The sequence below is a fragment of the Nonomuraea pusilla genome (assembly GCF_900109355.1).
GTDB lineage: Bacteria > Actinomycetota > Actinomycetes > Streptosporangiales > Streptosporangiaceae > Nonomuraea > Nonomuraea pusilla.
On sequence record NZ_FOBF01000005.1, the window covers coordinates 457430 to 478321 of the forward strand.

General features: G+C 72.0%; 24 protein-coding genes. 22 read left to right on the top strand and 2 right to left on the bottom strand.

The features are described from left to right. Positions 1–128 precede the first annotated feature (128 nt). From BMX74_RS13950 to BMX74_RS13975, 6 genes are all read left to right on the top strand, one after another. Entirely contained in the window at positions 129–1280 is a 1152-nt protein-coding gene (locus BMX74_RS13950; protein WP_055504684.1) for a branched-chain amino acid ABC transporter substrate-binding protein, read from the top strand. Further along, a complete protein-coding gene (locus BMX74_RS13955) occupies positions 1277–2170 on the top strand; it encodes a branched-chain amino acid ABC transporter permease (RefSeq protein WP_055504685.1) in 894 nt (297 codons plus the stop codon). Before BMX74_RS13950 ends, BMX74_RS13955 begins: the two co-directional genes overlap by 4 nt. Beyond that, positions 2167–3135, top strand: a complete 969-nt coding sequence (locus BMX74_RS13960; RefSeq protein ID WP_055504686.1) for a branched-chain amino acid ABC transporter permease — start codon at positions 2167–2169, stop codon at positions 3133–3135. Before BMX74_RS13955 ends, BMX74_RS13960 begins: the two co-directional genes overlap by 4 nt. Continuing rightward, the gene (locus tag BMX74_RS13965) at positions 3132–3899 is read left to right on the top strand and encodes an ABC transporter ATP-binding protein (protein ID WP_055504687.1); all 768 of its coding nucleotides are present in this window, start codon (positions 3132–3134) and stop codon (positions 3897–3899) included. Before BMX74_RS13960 ends, BMX74_RS13965 begins: the two co-directional genes overlap by 4 nt. Beyond that, the gene (locus BMX74_RS13970) at positions 3892–4596 is read left to right on the top strand and encodes an ABC transporter ATP-binding protein (RefSeq protein WP_055504688.1); all 705 of its coding nucleotides are present in this window, start codon (positions 3892–3894) and stop codon (positions 4594–4596) included. Before BMX74_RS13965 ends, BMX74_RS13970 begins: the two co-directional genes overlap by 8 nt. Positions 4597–4849: 253 nt before the next feature. Further along, a complete protein-coding gene (locus BMX74_RS13975; RefSeq protein ID WP_055504690.1) occupies positions 4850–5215 on the top strand; it encodes an MmcQ/YjbR family DNA-binding protein in 366 nt (121 codons plus the stop codon). A 23-nt stretch (positions 5216–5238) separates the two neighbouring features. Here the strand turns inward: BMX74_RS13975 and BMX74_RS45555 are convergent, their stop codons facing one another. After that, positions 5239–5364: a hypothetical protein gene (locus BMX74_RS45555; RefSeq protein ID WP_256256941.1), complete on the bottom strand. Its 126-nt coding sequence runs from the start codon at positions 5362–5364 to the stop codon at positions 5239–5241. A gap of 37 nt (positions 5365–5401) precedes the next feature. Here BMX74_RS45555 and BMX74_RS13985 point away from each other — a divergent pair, with 37 nt between their 5' ends. From BMX74_RS13985 to rfbD, 9 genes are all read left to right on the top strand, one after another. After that, a complete protein-coding gene (locus tag BMX74_RS13985) occupies positions 5402–5965 on the top strand; it encodes a GNAT family N-acetyltransferase (RefSeq protein WP_055504691.1) in 564 nt (187 codons plus the stop codon). 185 nt (positions 5966–6150) lie between these two features. Beyond that, on the top strand, positions 6151–6528 hold the full coding sequence (locus BMX74_RS13990; protein WP_055504692.1) for a hypothetical protein: 378 nt from the start codon (positions 6151–6153) through the stop codon (positions 6526–6528). Between the two features lie 264 nt (positions 6529–6792). Beyond that, positions 6793–7668, top strand: coding sequence for a DMT family transporter (locus BMX74_RS13995; RefSeq protein ID WP_055504693.1), 876 nt, complete (start codon positions 6793–6795; stop codon positions 7666–7668). Next, entirely contained in the window at positions 7665–8297 is a 633-nt protein-coding gene (locus tag BMX74_RS14000) for a GntR family transcriptional regulator (RefSeq protein ID WP_091100625.1), read from the top strand. Before BMX74_RS13995 ends, BMX74_RS14000 begins: the two co-directional genes overlap by 4 nt. A gap of 96 nt (positions 8298–8393) precedes the next feature. After that, entirely contained in the window at positions 8394–8744 is a 351-nt protein-coding gene (locus tag BMX74_RS14005; protein WP_055504695.1) for a hypothetical protein, read from the top strand. A 280-nt stretch (positions 8745–9024) separates the two neighbouring features. Then, positions 9025–10479 (top strand): sugar transferase, encoded by a 1455-nt coding sequence (locus BMX74_RS14010; protein ID WP_055504696.1) that lies wholly within the window; start codon positions 9025–9027, stop codon positions 10477–10479. Further along, positions 10480–11544, top strand: a complete 1065-nt coding sequence (locus tag BMX74_RS14015) for a glucose-1-phosphate thymidylyltransferase (protein ID WP_091100628.1) — start codon at positions 10480–10482, stop codon at positions 11542–11544. After that, a complete protein-coding gene (gene rfbB, locus BMX74_RS14020) occupies positions 11544–12479 on the top strand; it encodes a dTDP-glucose 4,6-dehydratase (protein WP_091100630.1) in 936 nt (311 codons plus the stop codon). The genes BMX74_RS14015 and rfbB overlap by 1 nt, the downstream gene beginning before the upstream one ends. Before the next feature lie 83 nt (positions 12480–12562). Further along, positions 12563–13444 (top strand): dTDP-4-dehydrorhamnose reductase, encoded by an 882-nt coding sequence (gene rfbD / locus BMX74_RS14025; RefSeq protein ID WP_082535134.1) that lies wholly within the window; start codon positions 12563–12565, stop codon positions 13442–13444. Here rfbD and BMX74_RS14030 read toward each other — a convergent pair. Further along, the gene (locus tag BMX74_RS14030) at positions 13426–14004 is read right to left on the bottom strand and encodes a dTDP-4-dehydrorhamnose 3,5-epimerase family protein (protein WP_091100632.1); all 579 of its coding nucleotides are present in this window, start codon (positions 14002–14004) and stop codon (positions 13426–13428) included. The two genes, rfbD and BMX74_RS14030, sit on opposite strands and share 19 nt — an antisense overlap. Before the next feature lie 57 nt (positions 14005–14061). Here BMX74_RS14030 and BMX74_RS14035 point away from each other — a divergent pair, with 57 nt between their 5' ends. From BMX74_RS14035 to BMX74_RS14065, 7 genes are read left to right on the top strand one after another with little or no spacing between them, the layout of a single operon-like run. Continuing rightward, positions 14062–14961, top strand: coding sequence for a phytanoyl-CoA dioxygenase family protein (locus tag BMX74_RS14035; RefSeq protein ID WP_091100635.1), 900 nt, complete (start codon positions 14062–14064; stop codon positions 14959–14961). After that, on the top strand, positions 14962–16170 hold the full coding sequence (locus BMX74_RS14040; RefSeq protein ID WP_055504700.1) for a class I SAM-dependent methyltransferase: 1209 nt from the start codon (positions 14962–14964) through the stop codon (positions 16168–16170). It abuts the gene before it with no gap. Continuing rightward, the gene (locus BMX74_RS14045) at positions 16167–16943 is read left to right on the top strand and encodes a glycosyltransferase family protein (RefSeq protein WP_055504701.1); all 777 of its coding nucleotides are present in this window, start codon (positions 16167–16169) and stop codon (positions 16941–16943) included. Before BMX74_RS14040 ends, BMX74_RS14045 begins: the two co-directional genes overlap by 4 nt. Continuing rightward, the gene (locus BMX74_RS14050) at positions 16931–17590 is read left to right on the top strand and encodes a PIG-L deacetylase family protein (RefSeq protein WP_256256942.1); all 660 of its coding nucleotides are present in this window, start codon (positions 16931–16933) and stop codon (positions 17588–17590) included. Before BMX74_RS14045 ends, BMX74_RS14050 begins: the two co-directional genes overlap by 13 nt. A gap of 4 nt (positions 17591–17594) precedes the next feature. Then, positions 17595–18614: an NAD-dependent epimerase/dehydratase family protein gene (locus BMX74_RS14055; protein ID WP_055504703.1), complete on the top strand. Its 1020-nt coding sequence runs from the start codon at positions 17595–17597 to the stop codon at positions 18612–18614. Continuing rightward, complete coding sequence (locus BMX74_RS14060) at positions 18611–19882, top strand: DUF4910 domain-containing protein (protein WP_218153949.1); 1272 nt, start codon at positions 18611–18613, stop codon at positions 19880–19882. Before BMX74_RS14055 ends, BMX74_RS14060 begins: the two co-directional genes overlap by 4 nt. Continuing rightward, positions 19879–20883, top strand: coding sequence for a hypothetical protein (locus BMX74_RS14065; RefSeq protein ID WP_143078652.1), 1005 nt, complete (start codon positions 19879–19881; stop codon positions 20881–20883). The genes BMX74_RS14060 and BMX74_RS14065 overlap by 4 nt, the downstream gene beginning before the upstream one ends. The last annotated feature ends 9 nt before the right edge of the window (positions 20884–20892 follow it).

The following is a 20892-nucleotide window of genomic DNA, read 5'->3' on the forward strand; positions in this document are numbered from 1 at the left end:
GGCGGCCTGTTGCATAAAGGTAAAGGTCGGTTTCCGCCCCTTGACGGTGCGTGGCGGAGACGTGTGCAATAGCACACTGCTGGTGCAATATCACACGCCACCAACCTCGTGCAGCGAGGAGTCCGCATATGCGCGCCATCCCCCTGAAATCCATTGCCGCGCTCGCCGCCATCAGCCTCCTGACCGCCGGATGCGGTCAGGGGCTGCTCGGTGGAGCAAGCGACAGCGACAAGCAGGCAGGCCCGATCGTCCTGGGCATGCTGATCCCCCAGTCCGGCAGCGAGGCCGCCATCGGCCCCTACATGAGCAACGCCGCGCAGCTCGCCATCGACGAGATCAACGCCAAGGGCGGCGTCCTCGGACGCAAGCTCGAACTGAAGACCGCCGACGACGCCTGCGACGCGCAGTCCGCGTCAGCGGGCGCGAACAAGCTGGTCACCGAGGGCGTCGCCGTCTCCGTCGGCGGCTACTGCTCCGGCGCGACCCTGCCCACCCTGCCCATCTTCGGCAAGGCCGGCATCCCCATGATCATCCCGGCGGCCAACTCGCAGGAACTGGTCGACCAGAAGCTCAAGCACGTCTTCCTCATCAACGGCACCGGCTCCCAGCAGGCCGCCGCCGCCCAGAAGTGGATCGCCAAGCAGGGCGGCACCCGCGCCGTCCTGATGCACGACAACACCAGCTACTCCAAGGACATCGCACTGCGCACCAAGGAACTGCTCGGCGCGCAGGCCGTCGCCGTCGAGGCGGTCACGCCCAAGGAGAGCGACTACAGCGCCAACGTCACCAACGTGCTGTCGCACAAGCCCGACTTCGTCTACTGGACCGGCTACTTCCAGGAGGGCGGCCTCATCATCCGCCAGCTCCGTCAGGCCGGGTACAAGGGCTCGATCATGGTGGGCGACGGCTCCGTGTCACCCAAGCTGGCCGAGATCGCCGGCGCCTCCACCGCCGAAGGCGTGTACGCCACCATGACCCAGACCCCCGACACCATCCAGGGGGCGAGCGGCTGGATCGACGCGTACAAGAAGAAGTTCGGCAGCGAGCCGGGCCCCTACTCCAACCAGTCGTACGACGCCGTGCGCCTGGCCGCCGAGGCCATCACCAAGGCGGGCGGCACCGACGGCGCCAAGGTCATCTCCGCCCTGGAGGCCATGGACGGCTTCCAGATGTTCTCCGGGCCGCTGAAGTTCACGCCCGAGCACACGCTCGCGAGCGGCGGCTTCCAGATCCTCGTCGTCAAGGACGGCGCCTTCGCCCTGCAGGACCCCCTGACATGACGCAGCTGGTGTGGAACGGGCTGTTCGTCGGCTCGTTCTATGCGCTGGTCGCGCTGGGCTACAGCATGGTCTACGGGATCATCAAGCTGCTCAACTTCGCCCACGGCGACCTCTACATGCTCGGCGCGTTCGTCGGCTTCGCCATCCTCGGCGCGGCCGGCGGCGTGTCGCCCGCCATGACCCTGCCCGTCCTGCTCGCCGTCCTGGTGGCCACCATGGCGGGCACCGGCCTCGCCGGCGTCGCGCTGGAGCGCATCGCCTACCGGCCGCTGCGCCACGCGCCGCGCCTGTCCCTCCTGATCACCGCGGTCGGCGCGTCGTTCGCGCTGGAGTACGGCATGCGCGCCGGCGCGGGGGCCGATCCCCGGGTCTACCCGGTACGGCTCGACGGAGCCTCGTTCGAGGTGCTCGGCGCGCGGGTCACCCTCCAGCAGCTCGTGCTCATCGGGCTGGCGGTGGTGCTCATGGCCGGGCTCAACCTCCTCGTCACCCGCACCAGGGAGGGGCGGGCGATGCGGGCCATCGCGCTCGACCCGCGGACGAGCAGGCTCATGGGCATCGACGTGGACGCCGTGATCTCCCGGACGTTCTTCATCGGCTCCGCGCTCGCCGGCGCCGCCGGGGTCATGGCAGGGGCCTACTACGGGAAGATCGACTTCCTGATGGGCTTCCTCATCGGGCTCAAGGCGTTCACCGCGGCGGTCATCGGCGGCATCGGCAACATCCCCGGCACCATGCTCGGCGGCCTGCTGCTCGGCCTGCTGGAGTCGTTCGGCACGTTCTGGCTGGGCGGCGAGTGGCGCGACGTGTTCGCCTTCGGCGTGCTCATCCTCTTCCTGACCGTGCGGCCCACCGGCCTGCTCGGCGAACGCGTCGTGGAGCGGGTGTGACGACGACAGGACAGCCGCGCCTCCTCGGGACCGACAAACCGCCCACCCTCGTCTCGCGGCTGATGGACAACCGCTGGGCGGGCCTGGCCGGTCTGCTCGTCGCGGTCCTCGCCCCGTTCGTGATCGCCACGCCGTACGCGCTGTCGGTCATGACCAGCGCCGCCATCTTCGTGATGCTCGCCGCCGGACTGAACATCGTGGTCGGCTACTGCGGCCTGCTGGACCTCGGGTACGTCGCGTTCTTCGCCGTGGGCGCGTACACGGCGGGCGTCCTCACCACCCGCGTCGGCCTGCCGCTGCTCGCCACCGTGCCCGCGGTGCTGGTGGTCACCGTGATCGCCGGCGTCGTCATCGGCGCGCCCACGCTGCGCCTGCGCAGCGACTACCTGGCCATCGTGACGCTCGGCTTCGGCGAGATCATCCGCATCACCGCCAACAACCTCGACGTCACCGGCGGCCCGTCCGGCATCTACGGCATCCCGTCGCTCACCGCGAACCCCGTCGTCTTCTACTACGTGACCGTGGCCGTGGTCGCGCTCGCCGTCCTCGGCGCGGCCCGGCTCGGGCGCTCCCGCATGGGCAGGGCCTGGCGGTTCATCCGCGAGGACGAGGACGCCGCCGAGGCCATGGGCGTGCACACGTACAAGGTCAAGCTGGCCGCGTACATCGCCGGGGCCGTGTGGGGCGGGCTCGCAGGAGTGCTGTTCGCCGCGCACCTGTCGGCCATCTCGCCCACGAGCTTCACGTTCCTGCAGTCGGCGCTCGTCCTCATGGCCGTGGTGCTCGGCGGCATGGGCTCCATCCCCGGCGTCGTCGTCGGCGCCGTCGTGATCAGCCTGCTGCCCGAGTTCCTGCGCGACCTGGCCGACTACCGCTTCTTCCTGTTCGGGGTGCTGCTCATCGTCGTCATGCTCGTGCGTCCCCAGGGCCTTTGGCCCGCCCGTTCCAAGGAGGCACTGAAATGAGCCTGCTGGAGGTCGAGGACCTGCGCCTGCGCTTCGGCGGACTGCTCGCCATCGACGGGCTCAGCTTCTCCGTCGAGGAGGGCGAGATCGTCTCCGTCATCGGGCCGAACGGCGCGGGCAAGACGTCGGCGTTCAACTGCGTCACCGGGTTCTACCGGGCCTCGTCCGGGCGGCTCGCGCTGCGCGGCGAGAACCTGCTCGGCCTGCGGCCCTCCGCCGTCGCCGCGCGGGGCATCGCCCGGACCTTCCAGAACCTCAGGCTCTTCGGCGAGCTGTCCGTCCTGGACAACGTGCGCGCCGGAGCCCACCTGTGGCTGAGACAGGGCATCCTCGACGCGCTCCTGCACACGCCCCGCTACCGGCGCTCCGAGCGCGAGTGCACCGAACAGGCGCACCACTGGCTCGACTTCGTCGGCCTGCGCGGCGACCGGTACGGCGCGGCACGCAACCTGCCGTACGGCGAGCAGCGCCGCGCCGAGATCGCCAGAGCCCTTGCCCGCCGCCCCGACCTGCTCCTGCTGGACGAGCCCGCCGCCGGGCTCAACCAGGGCGAGAAGGCCGAGATGCTCGACCTCATCAGGCGCGTCCAGGGGCTCGGCATCGCCATCGTCCTCATCGAGCACGACATGGGGCTCGTCATGGACGTGTCCGAGCGCGTCGTCGTGCTCAACTTCGGACAGAAGATCGCCGACGGCCGTCCCGACGACGTCCGCAAGGACCCGGCCGTCATCGCCGCCTACCTGGGGAGCGAGGCCCATGCTTGAGCTGCGCGACCTGGACGTCCACTACGACGGCGTCCACGCGCTCCGCGGACTGTCGCTGACCGTGGGGCCGGGCGAGATCGTCGCCCTGCTCGGCAACAACGGCGCGGGGAAGACGACGACGTTGTCCGCCGCGTCCGGCCTGGTACGGCCCAGCGGCGGCGCCGTCACCTTCGACGGCCGGGACATCACCAGGGAGAAGGCACACAAGATCGCGGCGCTGGGCCTGGTGCACGTCCCCGAGGGCCGCAGGGTGTTCAGCACCCTCACCGTCCACGAGAACCTCCAGCTCGGCGGCTACCTCGTCCGCGACCACGCCGAGATCCGCAGGCGCGTCGACCGGGTCTACGACGTGATGCCCCGGCTCGCCGAGCGGCGCGCCCAGCAGGGCGGCACCCTCTCCGGCGGCGAGCAGCAGCTCCTCGCGATCGGCCGCGCCATGGTCACCGGGCCCCGCCTGCTGCTCCTGGACGAGCCGTCCATGGGGCTGGCCCCGCTGATCGTGGCCTCGGTCATGGAGACGATCGCCCAGATCAACGCCGAGGGCACGTCCGTGCTGCTCGTCGAGCAGAACGCCGTCGCCGCACTGAAGATCGCCCACCGGGGCTACGTGATGGAGAACGGCGCCTGCGTCCTCCAGGGCTCCGCCGCCGAACTACGCGAGGACACCCGGGTCGCCGAGGCGTACCTGGGCGGCTGACCCGCCCGCCGGCCGGCCCTCGGCCGGCGACGGGCCCAGCGTCAGCGGCCGAACCAGTGGCTCGCGGCCGGGCTCAGCAGCAGGACGGCGGTCGCGCCACCAGGCCGAAGGCCACCTGCAGCGTCATGAGGAGGCCTGCACCGCGCACGCTCAGGGGCATGCGGGTCGCCGTGGGCGAGGTCATGTGATCATTGTGCCTCCGCCGCGGGACGCGCGGGCGGGAGTTGTCGGTGGCGTCTGGTAGACAGCGGCCATGGGTGTGAGCGTCGAGGAGTTCCTCGCGATGCTGGACGAACTGCCGGAGGTGCGGCTCAACCAGGCGGGCGAGTGGGTCGGCATCAAGGTGCGCGGCAAGGGTTTCGCCTACCTGTGGGAGGAGACCGAGACCGTCGGGCTGAAGGCCACCGTCGAGGAGCAGATCGCGCTCGTGGCCGAGCGGCCCGAGGTGTTCGAGGTGCAGTTCACGGCGGGGCGGTTCGGCTGGGTGGTCGTGCATCTCGACCGCATCGAGGCCGACGAGCTGTTCGAGCTGGTGGCCGAGGCCTGGTGCCTGACGGCGCCGAAGGGGCTCGTGACGGCGTTCGAGGAGAAGCACAAGATCGGGCAAACCCCTCTATAGAGGCGGTTGCGGGTAACCTCGGGCTACGTGACGAAGGCGGAGGCGGACATCCGGCCGCAGGAGCCGGCCACGGCGACGGCCACGGCCACGGCCACGGCGACGGCCACGGCGATGGCCACGGCGATGGCCACGGCGATGGCCACGGCCACCCGGCCAGAGGGCCGCGTTCGGCCGCGCGAGTGGCGGATGGGTGACGCCGCTGTCGTGCTGCGGGAGTGGCGGGTGGGTGACGCGGCTGTCGTGCTGCGGGCCTTTCAGGGTGACGACCTGAGGGATCAGGCGTCCTGGCCGATCGTCACGCTGAAGGACGCCGAGGGCTGGATCGCGTCCTGGCGGGGCGCTGGGCACGCCTTCGCCGTGACCGACATGACACGAGGCGGCCTGGTCGTCGGCAACGTCGCCGTCACCCCCGTCGTCCCTGCCTTCGAGGGCCCGTCCGAGGCCGGCGCCGTCGCCGGCACGCCCGGCGCTCCTTTCCAGGGCGGGGCCGGCATGGTGTCCTACTGGGTGGTGCCCGAGGCCAGGGGGAGGGGTGTCGCCACGGCGGCCGTGCTCGCGCTCGTACGGTGGGCGTTCGGCGAGCGGGGGATGCGCCGGCTGGAACTGGAGCACCGCACGGACAACCCGGCGTCGTGCCGCGTCGCCACCCGGGCCGGCTTCGTGGCCGACGGCGTCGAGCGGGGCAGGCTGCTCCGCGACGGCGTGCGCCGCGACATCGAACACCACACCCTCCTGGCCGCTGCCGCGTAGCTCCCGGCATCCGGTCCCGGCTTGCGCGTAGCGCCCGCCGTCGGGTCCCGGTCTGTGCGTGGCCCCGCCCCGGTTTGCACGTAGCCCCCGCCGTCGGGTCCTGGTCGGCGGGTAGTCCCACGTCCAGCCCTGGTTGGTGCGGGGTTGGGTGGTGGTGGGGCGTATGGGTGATCTAGGGTGGTCCTGTGGACAGCGAGAGCCTGGCCGCGGCCGGTGTGCTGGAGGCCCTGAGCCGGGCGTCGGCGATGCTCGCGGAGTTACGCCATCCGTTCGCCAGAAGCTGCCCCTTCTCCTACTTCCTGCCCCCGGCCGGGGCGCGCACCGGCACGACCTTCGTTCTGCCCGACGGGCGTGAGGTCCGTTTCGAGGTGTCCGTCGCCGCCTCCGGCGGCTTCTTCCACGTGGACGGGTCGGTCGCGGCCGAGGACGACGTGCTGCTCGGCCTGCCGCGGGTCAGCGTCCCCGGTGTACGGGAGGCGCTGGCAGCGCTCGACGACTACGCCGCGGAGGTCGCGGCCCCGGCGGGACGCGTCATCGACCGCCTGCTCGAAGAGCTCGGCTGAGCGCCTTTCCGCTGCTCGGACCTGCTCGCTTTCCGCTGCTCGGACCTACTCCCGCGATCCGCCCTCTCCTCCGGCTCCGTCCTGCGTGGGTGATCCGCCTTCCACCTGACTTCGTGCTGCTCGCGTGGCCCGCGCCTTCACCCGGCTCCGGCCTGCTCGCGTGACGCGCCCCTCCCGCCTGCTCCGGTGATCAGTGGCATTCCGTCCTGCCGCCATGCCCTTCTCTATTGTCTGGTTGTCAGACAATCTGGATACAATCGTCGCATGAAGAACGGACCTCTCGCTGTCGTGGGCGCCTCCGTGTTGTGGGGGACCGCGGGGACGGCCGGGTTGCTGGTCTCGGCCGACTCCGTCGCGCTGGCCGCCGCGCGGCTGGTCATCGGCGGGTCGGCGCTGGCGCTGTTCGCGGGCCGGGGGTTCCGGCGGGTGGTGTCGCCGGGCCTGCTGCTCGCGGCGGTGGCGGTGGCGGCGTACCAGCTGTGCTTCTTCGCGGCGGTGGGACGCACCGGCGTGGCGATCGGCACGGTGGTCGCGATCGGCAGCGGCCCGGTGTTCACCGGGCTGCTGTCGTGGGTGCTGCACGGGCGCAGGCCGAGCACGCGCTGGGCGCTGGCCACCACGGCGGCCGTCTGCGGCTGCGCGGCGCTGATCGGGGGCGGCGGCGCGCAGGCGGGCGGCCAGGTGGTGTCGGGGGTGCTGTTCGCGCTGCTCGGTGGCCTGCTGTACGCCTTCTACGCGGTGTCGGCGGCCCGCGCGATCGAGGCGGGGGCGCCGTCGAACGCGGTGATGAGCGTGCTGTTCGGCGGCGCCGCCGTGATCATGCTGCCGGTGCTGCTGCTCGACGGCGTGCGGTGGCTGGCGGAGCCGCGCGGCCTGCTCGCCGTCCTCTACCTGGGCCTCGGCACGACGGCGGTGTCCTACCTCCTGTACGGCAAGGGGCTCAGGACCACCCCGGTGGCCACGGCCGCCACGCTGGCCCTGGCGGAGCCGGCCGTGGCGGCGCTGCTCGGCGTGGTCGTGCTCGGGGAGCGGCTGGCCCCGGTGTCGGTGGCGGGGCTGGTCCTGCTGGCGCTGAGCCTGGTGGCCGTGGCCGTCCCGGAGCGGGCGCCGCGGGAAAGGGCGTTAGAGTCGCAGCCGTGACGTTGCCGCTCAGACCCGTCTCCACCGTCGGCGCGCTGGCCGACGCGCTGCGCACCCGCGTGCTGTCCGGCGAGATCGAGCCGGGGACGCCGCTGCCCGAGCAGGAGCTCGCCGCGTCGTACGGCGTCGCGAGGCCGACGGTGCGGGAGGCGCTGGCCGTCCTGGTCCACGAGGGCCTGCTCAGACGTGAGCGCAACCGCAGCGCGTACGTCCCGGAGGTGACCATCGAGGACCTCGACGACCTCATGTACGTGCGCAGGCCGCTGGAGGACCTGATGGCGCGGGCGGTGACGGGCCGCCGGGTGCCGGAGGCGGAGGCGGCGCTGGCCAGGATGGACGGGCTGCCGGTGACCGCACCGTGGTCGGCGATGGTGGCGGAGCACATGGCGCTGCACGAGGCGCTGATCGAGGCGGTGGGCAGCCCGCGCCTGGAGCGCCTGTACGGCGCGCTGGCGGCGGAGACGCGGCTCGGCCTGGTGCGGCTCCGTGAGGTGTACCCCGACAGGGAGGTCCTGGTGCGGGAGCACAGGGAGCTGCTGGACGCCATCGCGAACGGCCCGGAGGACGCGGCGCGGGCGGCGGTGGCGCGGCATCTCGCCCATTCCTGGGGAGATCCGGCGCACCGGTGAGCGGCGGCGCGTCTCGCCCCGCTCGTGGGGAGATCCGGCGCACCGTTGAGCGGGAAGTCTTGCGGTCCGGCCCCGTGACTCGCAAGAATCGCGGCCATGCACGGCAATCCGATGCCGGACTCCTACGTGTATGTCACGGAAGAGGGCGTCGCCCGTCACTACGCGGACGGCAGCGTCGAGGCTCTCGCATGGGAGGACGTCGTGGAGGTCCGTGTCACGAGCGACTCGCCGGAAGATCTGCTCTACATCCTGCTGGATCGTGATGGGCAGGGCTGTGTCGTCCCGCGTTCGGCGACAGATGCCACTTTTCTAGCAAGACTCCGCTATTTGCCGGATTTCGACATTGATCGCCTGATGTTGGCGGCCGATTCGGTACGTGACGGAGTTGTGGTCGTGTGGCGCAGCCCCGAGCCGCCGACCGCATTGCCGGATCTGGAGTACGACTAGGCGTTCATCGCCCGGCAGCATGCCGAAATACCGGCGTAAATCGCCCTTTTCCCTGCTCGGCACACGCACTTGTGGACCGTTCCGTCAAGCCCTCGATGCCACTGGGTAACGTCCGATTGTGGACATTTCCGCTTATTCCCCCGCTTGGGATTGATCTTTAGTCTTTAGTGGGGGCCGCCGCTCTTGAAATCATTGTGGCTCTTGTCAACCACTGTGATCCAAGGAACGTCTCGTTAATCGCGGCGCACCGAGGCCGCCAGGGTGTCGTCAGGGTGGTGGTATGAGGGTGGGGACTGGGGAGTCCGCCGTCGTGCTCCTCGAAACAGTGCCACGCCGTGCGTCGAGCATCTGGACGCGGGCCTATCTCCGGCTTCTGTTGTGCGGGGACGCGGCGTGCGCGCTGCTCGCGTGCGTCTGCGTGCTGGGCGCCCGCCTGGCGTTCGGCGCGTTCGTCCCGGTGGTCGAGTTCGCGCTCGGGCTCGGCCTGATCGCGGCGTGGCCGGTGGCGCTGGCCATGGGAGGCGCGTACCGCCAGCGGGCCAACGGCGAGGGCACCGAGGAGTTCAAGTCGGTCTTCAACGGCGGCGTCGCGCTGATGGCCGCCGTCGCCATCATGGCGTACGCCACGCAGACCGTCATCGCGCGCAGCTTCGTCATGGCGATGCTGCCGCTGGCGCTGCTGTCGACGCTGTACTTCCGCTATCGCATGCGCAAGCGGCTGCACCGGCGCCGCGAGGTCGGCGACTACCTGCGCCAGGTGATCGCCGTGGGGCACCGCGAGTCGATCATCGACCTGGTGATGCAGTTCCGCCGCCAGCCGTACCACGGGATGCGCGTGGTGGGCGCCTGCCTGCCGGACGGCGGCATGGACGTCGACCTCGACGGCGTCCCCGTGCTGGGGTCGTTCGGGGACGTGGCGCAGGTGGTGGCGCGCACGCGCGCGGACGCCGTGGCGGTGCTCGCCTGCCCCGAACTGGACGGCGCGGCGCTGCGCCGGCTGGCGTGGAGCCTGGAGACGGCGCGTACGGACCTGTTCGTGGCGCCCGCCCTGATGGACGTGGCCGGGCCGCGCATCAGCATCAGGCCGGTGGCCGGGATGCCGCTGCTGCACGTGGAGCACCCGGAGTTCGACGGCGCGCGGCAGGTCGTCAAGACGGTGTTCGACCGGCTGGTCGCGGTGGCGGCGCTGCTGGTCCTCGCCGTGCCGCTGCTGGCGATCGCGCTGCTCATCCGCCTGACGAGCAGGGGGCCGGCGCTGTTCCACCAGACCCGGGTCGGCAAAGGCGGCAAAGAGTTCAGTGTCGTGAAATTTCGTACGATGGTGGCCGATGCCGAGCGGCTCAAGCCCCACCTCCTCCCCGACAACGAGTTCGACGGCGTGCTGTTCAAGATCCGGAACGATCCAAGGGTCACCCGCGTGGGCGGCTTCCTGCGCCGCTACTCCCTCGACGAGCTCCCGCAGCTCCTCAACGTGCTGCGCGGCGAGATGTCGCTCGTCGGCCCCCGCCCGCCGCTCCCCGAGGAGGTCGCCCAGTACGGCACGGACGTGCGCCGCCGCCTCGTCGTCAGACCGGGCATGACCGGTCTCTGGCAGGTCAGCGGCCGCTCCGACCTCACCTGGGAGGAGTCGGTCCGCCTGGACCTGCGCTACGTGGAGAACTGGTCGCTCATCCTCGACCTGCAGATCCTGTGGAAGACGTGGTCGGTCGTGGCCCGCGGGGAAGGGGCTTACTAGGTGAAAGCGCTCGTGCTCGCCGGAGGGGCGGGCACCCGGCTCCGGCCCATCACGCACACGTCCGCCAAGCAGCTCGTCCCCGTGGCGAACAAGCCGGTGCTCTTCTACGGCCTGGAGGCGATCGCCGCGGCCGGCATCCGCGAGCTGGGCCTGGTGGTGGGCGACACGCACGCGGAGATCGAGTCGGCCGTGGGCGACGGCTCGGCGTTCGGCCTGGAGGTGACGTACCTGCGCCAGGAGGCGCCGCTCGGGCTGGCGCACGGCGTGCTCATCGCCCGCGACTTCCTCGGCGACGAGGACTTCGTCATGTACCTCGGCGACAACTTCGTGGTGGGCGGCATCAACGGCCTGGTGGAGCGGTTCGCCAGGGAGCGTCCCGCCGCGCAGATCATGCTCACCAGGGTCGGCGACCCGCGCCAGTTCGGGGTCGCCGAGCTGGGCAGGGACGGTCGCGTCGTCGGCCTGGAGGAGAAGCCGGAGCGCCCGAAGAGCGACCTCGCCCTCGTCGGGGTGTACCTGTTCAGCCCGGCCGTGCACGACGCGGTGGCCGAGCTCAAGCCGTCGTGGCGCGGCGAGCTGGAGATCACCGACGCCATCCAGTGGCTGATCGAGGCGGGGCTGCGCGTGGAGTCCTCGGTGATCTCGGGCTACTGGAAGGACACCGGCAACGTCGCGGACATGCTGGAGGTGAACCGGCTGGTGCTGGAGTCCGTCGAGCCGCGGGTGGACGGCCGGGTGGACGGCGCGAGCGAGCTCATCGGGCGCGTGGTCGTGGAGCCGGGCGCCGTGGTGGAGCGCTCCCGCATCGTCGGGCCGGCCGTCGTCGGCCCGCGCGCCCGCGTCGCCGACAGCTACGTCGGCCCCTTCACCTCGATCGGCGCCGACTGCTCGATCAGCGGCAGCGAGATCGAGTACTCGATCGTGCTGCCCCGTGCCTCCATCGCCGGGGTGGGCCGCATCGAGTCGTCGCTCATCGGTCACGACGTCGAGGTCACCCCGGCCCCGGCCACGCCCAGAGCCCACCGCCTCGTGCTGGGCGATCACAGCAAGGTGCAGATCAGCTGATGAGGAAGATCCTGGTGACGGGAGGTGCGGGGTTCATCGGCTCGCACTTCGTCCGCGGGCTGCTCGACACGGGCTCCCCGTCGGTCACGGTGCTCGACAAGCTCACCTACGCCGGCAGGCGCGACAACCTGGACGGCGTGCCGCACGCGTTCGTCCACGGCGACGTGTGCGACGCCGGGCTGCTCGCCGAGGTGGTGCCCGGCCACGACCTGGTGGTGCACTTCGCCGCGGAGTCGCACGTGGACCGGTCGATCGCGGGGGCCGCGGAGTTCGTGCGCACCAACGTGCTGGGCACGCAGACGCTGCTGCAGGCGTGCCTGGAGGCGGGCGTGCGGAAGGTGGTGCACGTCTCGACCGACGAGGTGTACGGCTCGATCGACGTCGGCTCGTGGGACGAGGACGCGCCGCTGCGCCCGCGCTCGCCGTACGCGGCCTCGAAGGCGGGCGCCGACCTCGTCGCCCGCTCGTACGCGATCACGCACGGCCTGGACGTCTCGATCACCCGGTGCGGCAACAACTACGGCCCCCGGCAGTACCCGGAGAAGGTCATCCCGCTGTTCGTGACGAACCTGCTGCGCGGCAGGAAGGTGCCGCTGTACGGCGACGGCGGCAACGTGCGCGACTGGATCCACGTCGCCGACCACTGCGCCGGCATCAGGCTGGTGGCGCGGAAGGGCCTGCCGGGCGAGGTCTACCACGTCGCGGGCACGGCCGAGCTGACCAACAAGGAGCTGACCGGCCTGCTGCTGGAAGCGTGCGGCAGGAGCTGGGAGCTGGTGGAGCACGTCGAGGACCGCAAGGGCCACGACCGCAGGTACTCGCTGGACGACTCCAGGCTGCGCGCGCTGGGCTACCGGCCGAGCGTCCCGTTCGAGCAGGGCCTGGAGGAGACGGTCCGCTGGTATGCCGAGCACCCGCACTGGTGGGCCGGTTGATCGGCCGAGGCCGGGTGATCGGTCTGGGCTCCTGGGAGCCCGCAAGGACGCCGAAGGGGCGCTGTCGCTGAGGAGGGCGGGGCGTGAGGTGGCTCATCACGGGCGCGGGCGGCATGCTGGCCGAGGACGTGCTCGACAGCGTGGCGCTGACGGGCGAGCCGGTGCTCGCGCTCGGCAGGCCGGAGCTGGACCTGCTGGACCGGCGCGCGGTGCGCGACTTCGTGTCGGCGTACCGGCCGGGGGTGGTGGTCAACTGCGCGGGCTGGACGGCGGTGGACGCCGCCGAGACCCACGAGGAGGAGGCCACGGCCGTCAACGGCGCGGCGGTGGCGTGGCTGGCCGAGGTGTGCGCCCGCGTCGGGTCGCGGCTGCTGCACGTCTCCACGGACTACGTCTTCGACGGCGGCTCCGGGCGGCCGTACCCGGAGGACGCGCCGACCGGGCCGGTCAACGCGTACGGCAGGAGCAAGCTGGCCGGGGAGGCCGGGGCCCTGGAGCACGGCCAGTACGTGGTGCGCACCGCCTGGCTGTACGGGGCGCGCGGGCCGAACTTCGCCCGCACGATGATCGGGCTGGCGGGGGAGCGGCGTCCCGTGGACGTCGTGGACGACCAGCGCGGCCAGCCCACCTGGACGGCGGACCTGGCGGCCTTCCTGGTCGGTCTCGCGCGTTCCGGCCTGCCGCCGGGCGTCTACCACGGCACCAGCTCGGGCGAGACCACCTGGTGGGGGTTGGCCAGGGAGATCTTCGCGCTGGCCGGGGCCGATCCCGGACTGGTGCGGCCGGTGCCGACGTCGGCCGTCACCAGGCCGGCGCGCCGCCCGGCGTACGGGGTGCTGGCCTGCACCCGGTGCGCGCCGATCCGCGACTGGCGGGAGGCGCTGCACGCGGCCTGGCCCGCCCTCACGGGCCGGCTCGTGGCGGGCGCCGACGTGAAGGCGGGCGGTCAGTGCGGCGTGCCGTAGAGCTCCTGGCAGGCGGCGTGGTCGGGGAGCAGCCCCGCGGCCAGCGCCTCGGCGAGGGTGGGCGCGCCGGCGTCCTTGCCGGACAGCACCGGCTCGACTCCGGGGGGCCACGTGATCGCGAGGGCGGGGTCGAGCGGGTGGACGCCGTGCTCCCGCCCGGGGCTGTACGGCTGCGAGCACAGGTAGACGACGGTCGCGTCGTCGGTCAGCGCCATGAACGCGTGGCCGAGCCCCTCGGCGATGAGCACGGCCCGCCGCGCCCGGTCGTCGAGCGTCACCGCCTCCCAGCGGCCGAACGTGGGGGAGCCGGCGCGCACGTCCACGACCACGTCCATGACGCGGCCCGACACGCACATCACGTACTTCGCCTGGCCGGGGGGCACGTCGGCGAAGTGGACGCCGCGGAGCGCGCCGGCCGCGGAGACGGAGCAGTTGACCTGCGCCACCTGCATCGGGTGCGGCAGGTCGGCCGCGCGGAAGGCCTCCAGGAAGCTCCCGCGGGGGTCGGCGTGGACGCGCGGCGTGAAGACCCACGCCCCCGCGATGGAGAGGCGATCCATGATCGCAGCATGCCAGACCGTTCAGCCGCCCTGTAGACCGACCGAGAGGGATCTTTCATGATGACCGCCGTCTACTCCGACAGCGGAGTGAACGACGACGCCCGGCGAGACCTGCTCTACCGGGGCGAGGTGTTCGTCTACGCGGCCTCGCCCGCGACGTCCGAGCTGGTCGGGTTCGCCCGCGAGCTGATCGAGGAGGCGTTCGGCGGGCGCGACCCCGAGACCGCGCAGCACGAGATGCCGGTGGAGGAGTTCGCCGGGCTGCTCGCGGATCTCAAGCCCCGCTTCATCCACCATCCCCGCTGCAAGGAGCTGCTGCCCGCCGTGCTGGAGGAGCGCGGCTGCGACCCGGAGCTGACCTACTTCGACGTGCCCAGGCTGCGCACCTCCACCTCGCACGCATACCTGGTCTCCGGCATCTCGTACGCCTTCCACCCGCACCGCGACTGCTGGTACTCGGCGCCGTTCTCGCAGGTGAACTGGTGGATCCCGGTGTACGAGGTGGTGGCGGAGAACGTCATGGCGTTCCATCCGCGCTACTTCGACCGTCCGGTGCGCAACAGCAGCAGGCTCTACGACTACGCGGAGTGGAACCGCACGAGCAGGCGCACGGCGGCGCGGCACGTCCGCAGCGACCCGAGGGCGCAGCCCAGGCCGGAGGAGCCGGTGGAGCTGGAGCCGCAGGTGCGGGTGGTGCCGGAGCCGGGCGGCACGCTGGTGTTCTCGGGCGCGCAGCTCCACTCGACGGTGCCGAACACGTCGGGCAGGACGCGCTTCAGCATCGACTTCCGCACGGTCCACCTCGGCGACGTGCGGGAGCACCGGGGCGCGCCGAACGTGGACGCCGAGTGCACGGGCACGACGCTGCGCGATTTCGTCCGCTGTAACGATCTGAGCCGCGTGCCCGAAGACCTCGCGCTGGAGTACGAGGCCCGGGCCCTGGCTGGAGTGAGCTGAATGAGCACCTGCCGTCTGTGCGGATCGGCGTCCCTGGCGGGGGTCGTGGACCTCGGGGCGACCCCGCCGTGCGAGCTGTTCCTGACCGCCGAGCAGCTCGACCTGCCCGAGGTGACGTACCCGCTGCGTCTGCGGGTGTGCACGAGCTGCTGGCTGGCGCAGCTCCCGCCGCTGATCACCCCGGAGGAGACGTTCACCGAGTACGCCTACTTCTCGTCGTACTCGACGTCGTGGGTGGAGCACGCGCGGCGGTTCGTGGCGGGCGCGGGGCTGCGGCCGGACTCGTTCGTGGTGGAGGTGGCCAGCAACGACGGCTACCTGCTGCGGCACGTCGTGGAACGCGGCGTCCGCTGTCTCGGGATCGAGCCGTCGGAGAACGTCGGCAGGGCGGCGGCCGAGAAGGGCGTGCCGACGCTGACGGCGTTCCTGTCGCCGGAGGTGGGGGCGCGGGTGCGGGCCGAGCACGGCCCGGCGGACCTGGTGGTGGCGAACAACGTCTACGCCCACGTCCCGGACGTCGTCGGCTTCACGCAGGGGCTGCGCGCCCTGGTGGCGGACGACGGCCGGGTCTCCGTCGAGGTGCAGCACCTGCTCGCCCTCATCGAGGGCAACCAGTACGACACGATCTACCACGAGCACTTCCAGTACTACACGGTCGCCTCGGCGAGGCGGGCGCTGGAGAGCGGCGGGCTGCACCTGGTGGACGTCGAGCCGCTGCCCACGCACGGCGGCTCGATCCGGCTGTGGGCGACGCCGCGCGAGGCTCCGGTGTCGCGGCGGGTGGACGACGTGCTGGCGCTGGAGAAGGCGGCGGGCCTGCACGAGCTGTCGGGTTACCGCGACTTCGCGGCGCGGGTGGCGAAGGTCAGGCGGGACCTGCTGCGCTTCCTGGTGGACGCCGCCGACGCGGGCAGGACGGTCGTGGGGTACGGCGCTCCTGGCAAGGGCAACACGCTGCTCAACCACTGCGGGGTGCGGCCGGACCTGCTGGCGTACACGGTGGACCGCAACCCGTACAAGCACGGCAGGTTCACGCCGGGGTCGCGCATCCCGATCCTGCCGCCCGAGCGCATCGCCGAGGATCGGCCCGACTACGTGCTCGTGCTCCCGTGGAACCTGCGTGACGAGCTGGTGGAGCAGCTGTCGTACGTGCGCGGGTGGGGCGGGCGGCTGGTGTTCCCGGTTCCCCGCCTGGAGGTCGTCGCGTGAAGGTCGTCCTGTTCTGCGGGGGGCGCGGCACGCGGATGCGCAGCGACCTGCCGGGCGGCGACATGCCGAAGCCGATGCAGCTCGTCGGCCCGCGTCCACTGTTATGGCATGTGATGCGGTATTACGCGCACTTCGGGCACAAGGAGTTCATCCTGTGCCTGGGGTACGGCGCCCACCACATCAAAGACTTCTTCCTGACATATCAGGAAACGGGGTCGAACGACTTCATCCTGCGGAACGGCGCCATCGAGCTGCTGTCCACGGACATCTCCGACTGGTCGGTGTCGCTCGTGGACACCGGCCTCGACTCCCCGATCGGCGAGCGGCTGCGCCGCGTCCGCCCCCACCTCGGCGGCGACGAGATGTTCCTCGCCAACTACGCCGACGTCCTGACCGACGCCCCGCTGCCGCGCATCGTCGAGCGCTTCACCGCCTCCTGCGCGGGGGCGTCCATGATGGTCGTGCCGCCCACCAACACCTTCCACGTCGTGGACGTCGGCGAAGGCGGCCTGGTCGGCGGCATCACCCCGGTCAGCGAGCTGCCGCTGTGGGTCAACGGCGGCTTCTTCGTCCTGCGCCAGGAGGTCTTCGACCACATCCCGGAGAACGGCGACCTCGTCGCCGACGGCTGCGCGGAACTGGCCAAGCGCGGCAGGCTCATGGCGTACCCGCACCGCGGCTACTGGCGGCCGAGCGACACCGTCAACCAGCGGCTCGAACTGGACCGCGCCTGGGCGCGCGGCGAGCGCCCGTGGGCGCTGTGGGAATCGTGATCGGCCTGCGGCCCCCGGCGCTGGACGCCGTCGTCGCGCTCGGCGCCCACTGCGACGACCTGGCCATCGGCGCGGGCGGAACCCTGCACACCCTGTGCGCGGCCAGGCCCGGCCTGCGCGTGGACGCCCTCGTCCTGTCGGGCGGCGGCACCGCGCGCGAGGAGGAGGAGCGCGCCGCGCTCGCCGCGTTCTGCCCCGGCGCCGACCTCAGGCTCACCGTGCTCACGATCCCCGACGGGCGGCTGCCCGCCCACTGGGACGAGGCCAAGGACGCCCTGGAGGACCTGCGCGCGAGGACCGACCCCGGGCTCGTCCTCGCCCCCTGGGCGGGCGACGCCCACCAGGACCACCGCGGCCTGGCCCGCCTGGTGCCGACCGCCTTCCGCGACCACCTCGCGCTTGGCTACGAGATCGTCAAATGGGACGGCGACCTCGGCCGCCCCTCCGTCTACCAGCCGCTGACGCCCGAGGCCGCGCGGACCAAGGCGCGCCTGCTGCTGGAGCACTACCCCTCCCAGCGGCACCGCCCCTGGTACGACGCCGAGGCGTTCCTCGGGCTCGCCCGCATCCGCGGCATCGAGTGCGGTGCCCGCTACGCCGAGGGCTTCCACACGACCAAGCTGACCATCGATCTGGCCGGAGGCTGAGACCTTGCGCATTCTTCTGACCGGGCACCAGGGCTACCTGGGCAGCGTGATGGCCCCCGTGCTGTCGGCCGCCGGGCACGAGGTGGTGGGACTGGACTCCGGGCTGTTCGCCGACTGCGTGCTCGGGCCCGCCCCCGGCGACCCGCCGGGCCACCGGACCGACCTGCGCGACGTGCCGCCCGGCCTGCTCGCCGGCTTCGACGCCGTCGCCCACCTCGCCGCGCTGTCCAACGACCCGCTCGGCTCGCTCGCGCCCGAGCTGACGTACGCCATCAACCACCGGGCCTCCGTGCGGCTGGCCACGCTGGCCCGCGACGCCGGCGTGCGCAGGTTCGTGTACGCCTCCACCTGCTCCGTCTACGGCGCGTCCGGCGGGGACGACCTGGTGGACGAGGACGCGCCGCTGCGGCCGGTCACCCCGTACGCCGAGTCGAAGGTCCGCGTCGAGGACGACCTGGCCGAACTGGCCGACGCGGACTTCTCGCCGGTGTTCATGCGCAACGCCACCGCGTTCGGCTTCTCGCCCCGGCTGCGCGCCGACATCGTGCTGAACAACCTCGTCGGGCACGCCGTGCTGTCGGGCGAGGTGCGGGTGCTGTCCGACGGCACGCCGTGGCGTCCGCTCGTGCACGCCATGGACATCGCCGAGGCGTTCCTGATGGCGCTGGAGGCGCCGCGCGAGGCCGTGCACGGGCAGGCGTTCAACGTCGGCACGGAACGCAACAACGTCACCGTGGCCGAGATCGCCCAGGAGGTCGCCGAGGCCGTGCCGGGCGCGGCCCTGGTGATCACCGGGGAGGCGGGCAACGACCCGCGCTCCTACCGCGTGGACTTCTCCCGCATCCGGCGGGCGCTGCCCGGCTACGACGCCCGCTGGACGGTCAAGGCAGGCGCCGCCGAGCTGGTGGAGGCGTACCGCGCGTACGGGCTGACCAGGCACGACTTCGACCGCCGCTACACCCGCCTGGCCCGGCTGTCCGACCGCAGGGCCGCCGGCACGATCGACGAGGAGCTGCGCCCTTGACCGGCGAGGAGATGCACGCCCTCGTCGAGCGGCTCTACCCGATCTGCAGGAGCATCACCGGCGACGGGGTGCGGCGCACCCTGGAGATCGTCGGCGAGCGTCTGCCGCTCACCGTGACCGAGGTGCCGACGGGCACCGAGGTGCTCGACTGGACCGTGCCGAAGGAATGGAACATCCGCGACGCGTACATCAAGGACGCCACGGGCCGCCGGGTGGTCGACTTCCGGGCCTCGAACCTGCACGTCGTCGGCTACAGCGTGCCGGTGTCGGGCACGTACCCGCTGGAGGAGCTGCGGCCCCGGCTGCACACGCTGCCCGAGCAGCCCGCGCTCGTGCCCTACCGGACCAGCTACTACGCGGAGACGTGGGGCTTCTGCCTCAGCCAGGACGTCCTCGACGGGCTCGCGGACGGGCCGTACGAGGTGCTCGTCGACTCCACGCTGGAGGACGGCGCGCTGACGCTGGCCGAGCACGTCGTGCCTGGTGAGCTGGCGGACGAGGTGGTGATCTCCTGCCACGTCTGCCACCCCTCGCTGGCCAACGACAACCTGGCGGGCGTCGCGGTCGCCGTGGCGCTGGCCGGACGGATCGCCGCGGCGGGCCGGCCGCGCCACACCTACCGGTTCCTGTTCATGCCGGGCACGATCGGGGCGATCACCTGGCTCGCGCTGAACCGGGACCGGCTCCGGCGCATCGCGCACGGGCTCACGCTGGCCTGCGCGGGCGACCCGGGGCCGCTCACGTACAAGCGGAGCAGGCGCGGCGACGCCCCCATCGACCGGGCGGTGACGCACGTCCTCCGCGACCGGCCGCACCGGGTGCTCGACTTCTCCCCGTACGGCTACGACGAGCGGCAGTTCTGCTCGCCCGGGTTCGACCTGCCGTTCGGCGGCCTCACCAGGACCCCGTACGCGGGTTACCCGGAGTACCACACCTCCGGCGACGACCCCGGATTCGTCACCCCTGACGCCATGGAGGACACGCTGGACGCCCTGTGGCAGGTCACCAGGGTGCTGGAGGGCGACCGCACGTACCTCAACCTCAGCCCGTACGGGGAGCCGCAGCTCGGGCGGCGCGGGCTCTACGGGTCGCTCGGCGGCAGGAGCGACACGCGGCAGGGGCAGCTCGCGATGCTGTGGGTGCTGAACCTGTCCGACGGCGAGCACAGCCTGCTCGACGTCGCGACGCGCTCGGGCCTGCCGTTCGCCCTGGTGGAGGAGGCGGCGCTCGCCCTGCGCGACGCCGGCCTGCTGAAGGAGCACGCGTGAGGGGAAGGCGTGGGGGAGACCTGATGGGCCTCAGGGTCGGAGACGTCGTCGAGGTGCGGCCCGCCGCCGAGATCCTCGCCACGCTCGACGGACGCGGCGAGCTCGACGGGCTGCCGTTCATGCCGGAGATGGCCCGCTACTGCGGGCGCCGCCTCACCGTCCACAAGGTCGCCCACAAGCTGTGCGACACGCAGACGGGCACCGGACTGCGCAGGATGGAGCGGGCCGTCCACCTCACCGGCGCCCGCTGCGACGGCTCGGCGCACGGCGGCTGCCAGACGGCCTGCTCGATGTACTGGAAGGAGGCCTGGCTGCGCCGCGTCGAGCCAGGAACGGCGGAGAGCGACGCCGTGCCCGACGCCGTGCCCGACGGCAGGCTGCTCGCGCTGCTGGAGCCCAACACCCGCAGGCCGCCCGGCGACGACGGCGGTGAACGCTACTCCTGCCAGGCCACCGAGCTGCTGCGGGCCGCGCCCGTCTGCCTGCCCGTCAGGAGCGTCGGCCAGTACGTCACCGACGTCCGCAGCGGCAACGCCGGCCCGCTGCGCACCCTGCACGCCCTGCTCATCGGCGTCTTCAACCGCGTGCAGGCGGTCAGCGCGCGGGTCCTGCCCGCCCGGCTGCGGTTCAGGGAGGGAAGGCGCTGGGGCTTCCTGCGGCCCGGCCTGCGCGGCGCCACCCCGACCGGCACGCTCGGCCTGCGGCCCGGCGAGCTCGTACGCGTCAAGCCCAAGGCCGAGATCCTCGCCACCCTCAACGAGCGGATGCTCAACAGGGGCCTCGGCTTCGAGGAGGAGATGGCCCGCTACTGCGGCACCGTCGCCCGCGTCCAGGCCAGGGTCGAACGCTGCATCGACGAGCGCACCGGCCGCCTGCTCACCATGAAGTCCCCCTGCATCACTCTGGAGAACGTGGTCTGCCAGGGGGTGCACAGCCTCAACTGCCCGCGCGAGTTCGTGCCGTTCTGGCGCGAGATCTGGCTCGAACGGGTGACCACGTAGAAGGGCGCC

Bases quoted from the DNA above. Each gene is read 5' to 3' on its own strand.
- BMX74_RS13950 (WP_055504684.1), top strand. From the start codon at position 129: ATGCGCGCCATCCCCCTGAAATCCATTGCCGCGCTCGCCGCCATCAGC.
- BMX74_RS13955 (WP_055504685.1), top strand. From the start codon at position 1,277: ATGACGCAGCTGGTGTGGAACGGGCTGTTCGTCGGCTCGTTCTATGCG.
- BMX74_RS13965 (WP_055504687.1), top strand. From the start codon at position 3,132: ATGAGCCTGCTGGAGGTCGAGGACCTGCGCCTGCGCTTCGGCGGACTG.
- BMX74_RS13970 (WP_055504688.1), top strand. From the start codon at position 3,892: ATGCTTGAGCTGCGCGACCTGGACGTCCACTACGACGGCGTCCACGCG.
- BMX74_RS13975 (WP_055504690.1), top strand. From the start codon at position 4,850: ATGGGTGTGAGCGTCGAGGAGTTCCTCGCGATGCTGGACGAACTGCCG.
- BMX74_RS13985 (WP_055504691.1), top strand. From the start codon at position 5,402: ATGGGTGACGCCGCTGTCGTGCTGCGGGAGTGGCGGGTGGGTGACGCG.
- BMX74_RS13995 (WP_055504693.1), top strand. From the start codon at position 6,793: ATGAAGAACGGACCTCTCGCTGTCGTGGGCGCCTCCGTGTTGTGGGGG.
- BMX74_RS14005 (WP_055504695.1), top strand. From the start codon at position 8,394: ATGCACGGCAATCCGATGCCGGACTCCTACGTGTATGTCACGGAAGAG.
- BMX74_RS14010 (WP_055504696.1), top strand. From the start codon at position 9,025: ATGAGGGTGGGGACTGGGGAGTCCGCCGTCGTGCTCCTCGAAACAGTG.
- rfbB (WP_091100630.1), top strand. From the start codon at position 11,544: ATGAGGAAGATCCTGGTGACGGGAGGTGCGGGGTTCATCGGCTCGCAC.
- BMX74_RS14030 (WP_091100632.1), bottom strand. From the start codon at position 14,004: ATGGATCGCCTCTCCATCGCGGGGGCGTGGGTCTTCACGCCGCGCGTC.
- BMX74_RS14035 (WP_091100635.1), top strand. From the start codon at position 14,062: ATGATGACCGCCGTCTACTCCGACAGCGGAGTGAACGACGACGCCCGG.
- BMX74_RS14040 (WP_055504700.1), top strand. From the start codon at position 14,962: ATGAGCACCTGCCGTCTGTGCGGATCGGCGTCCCTGGCGGGGGTCGTG.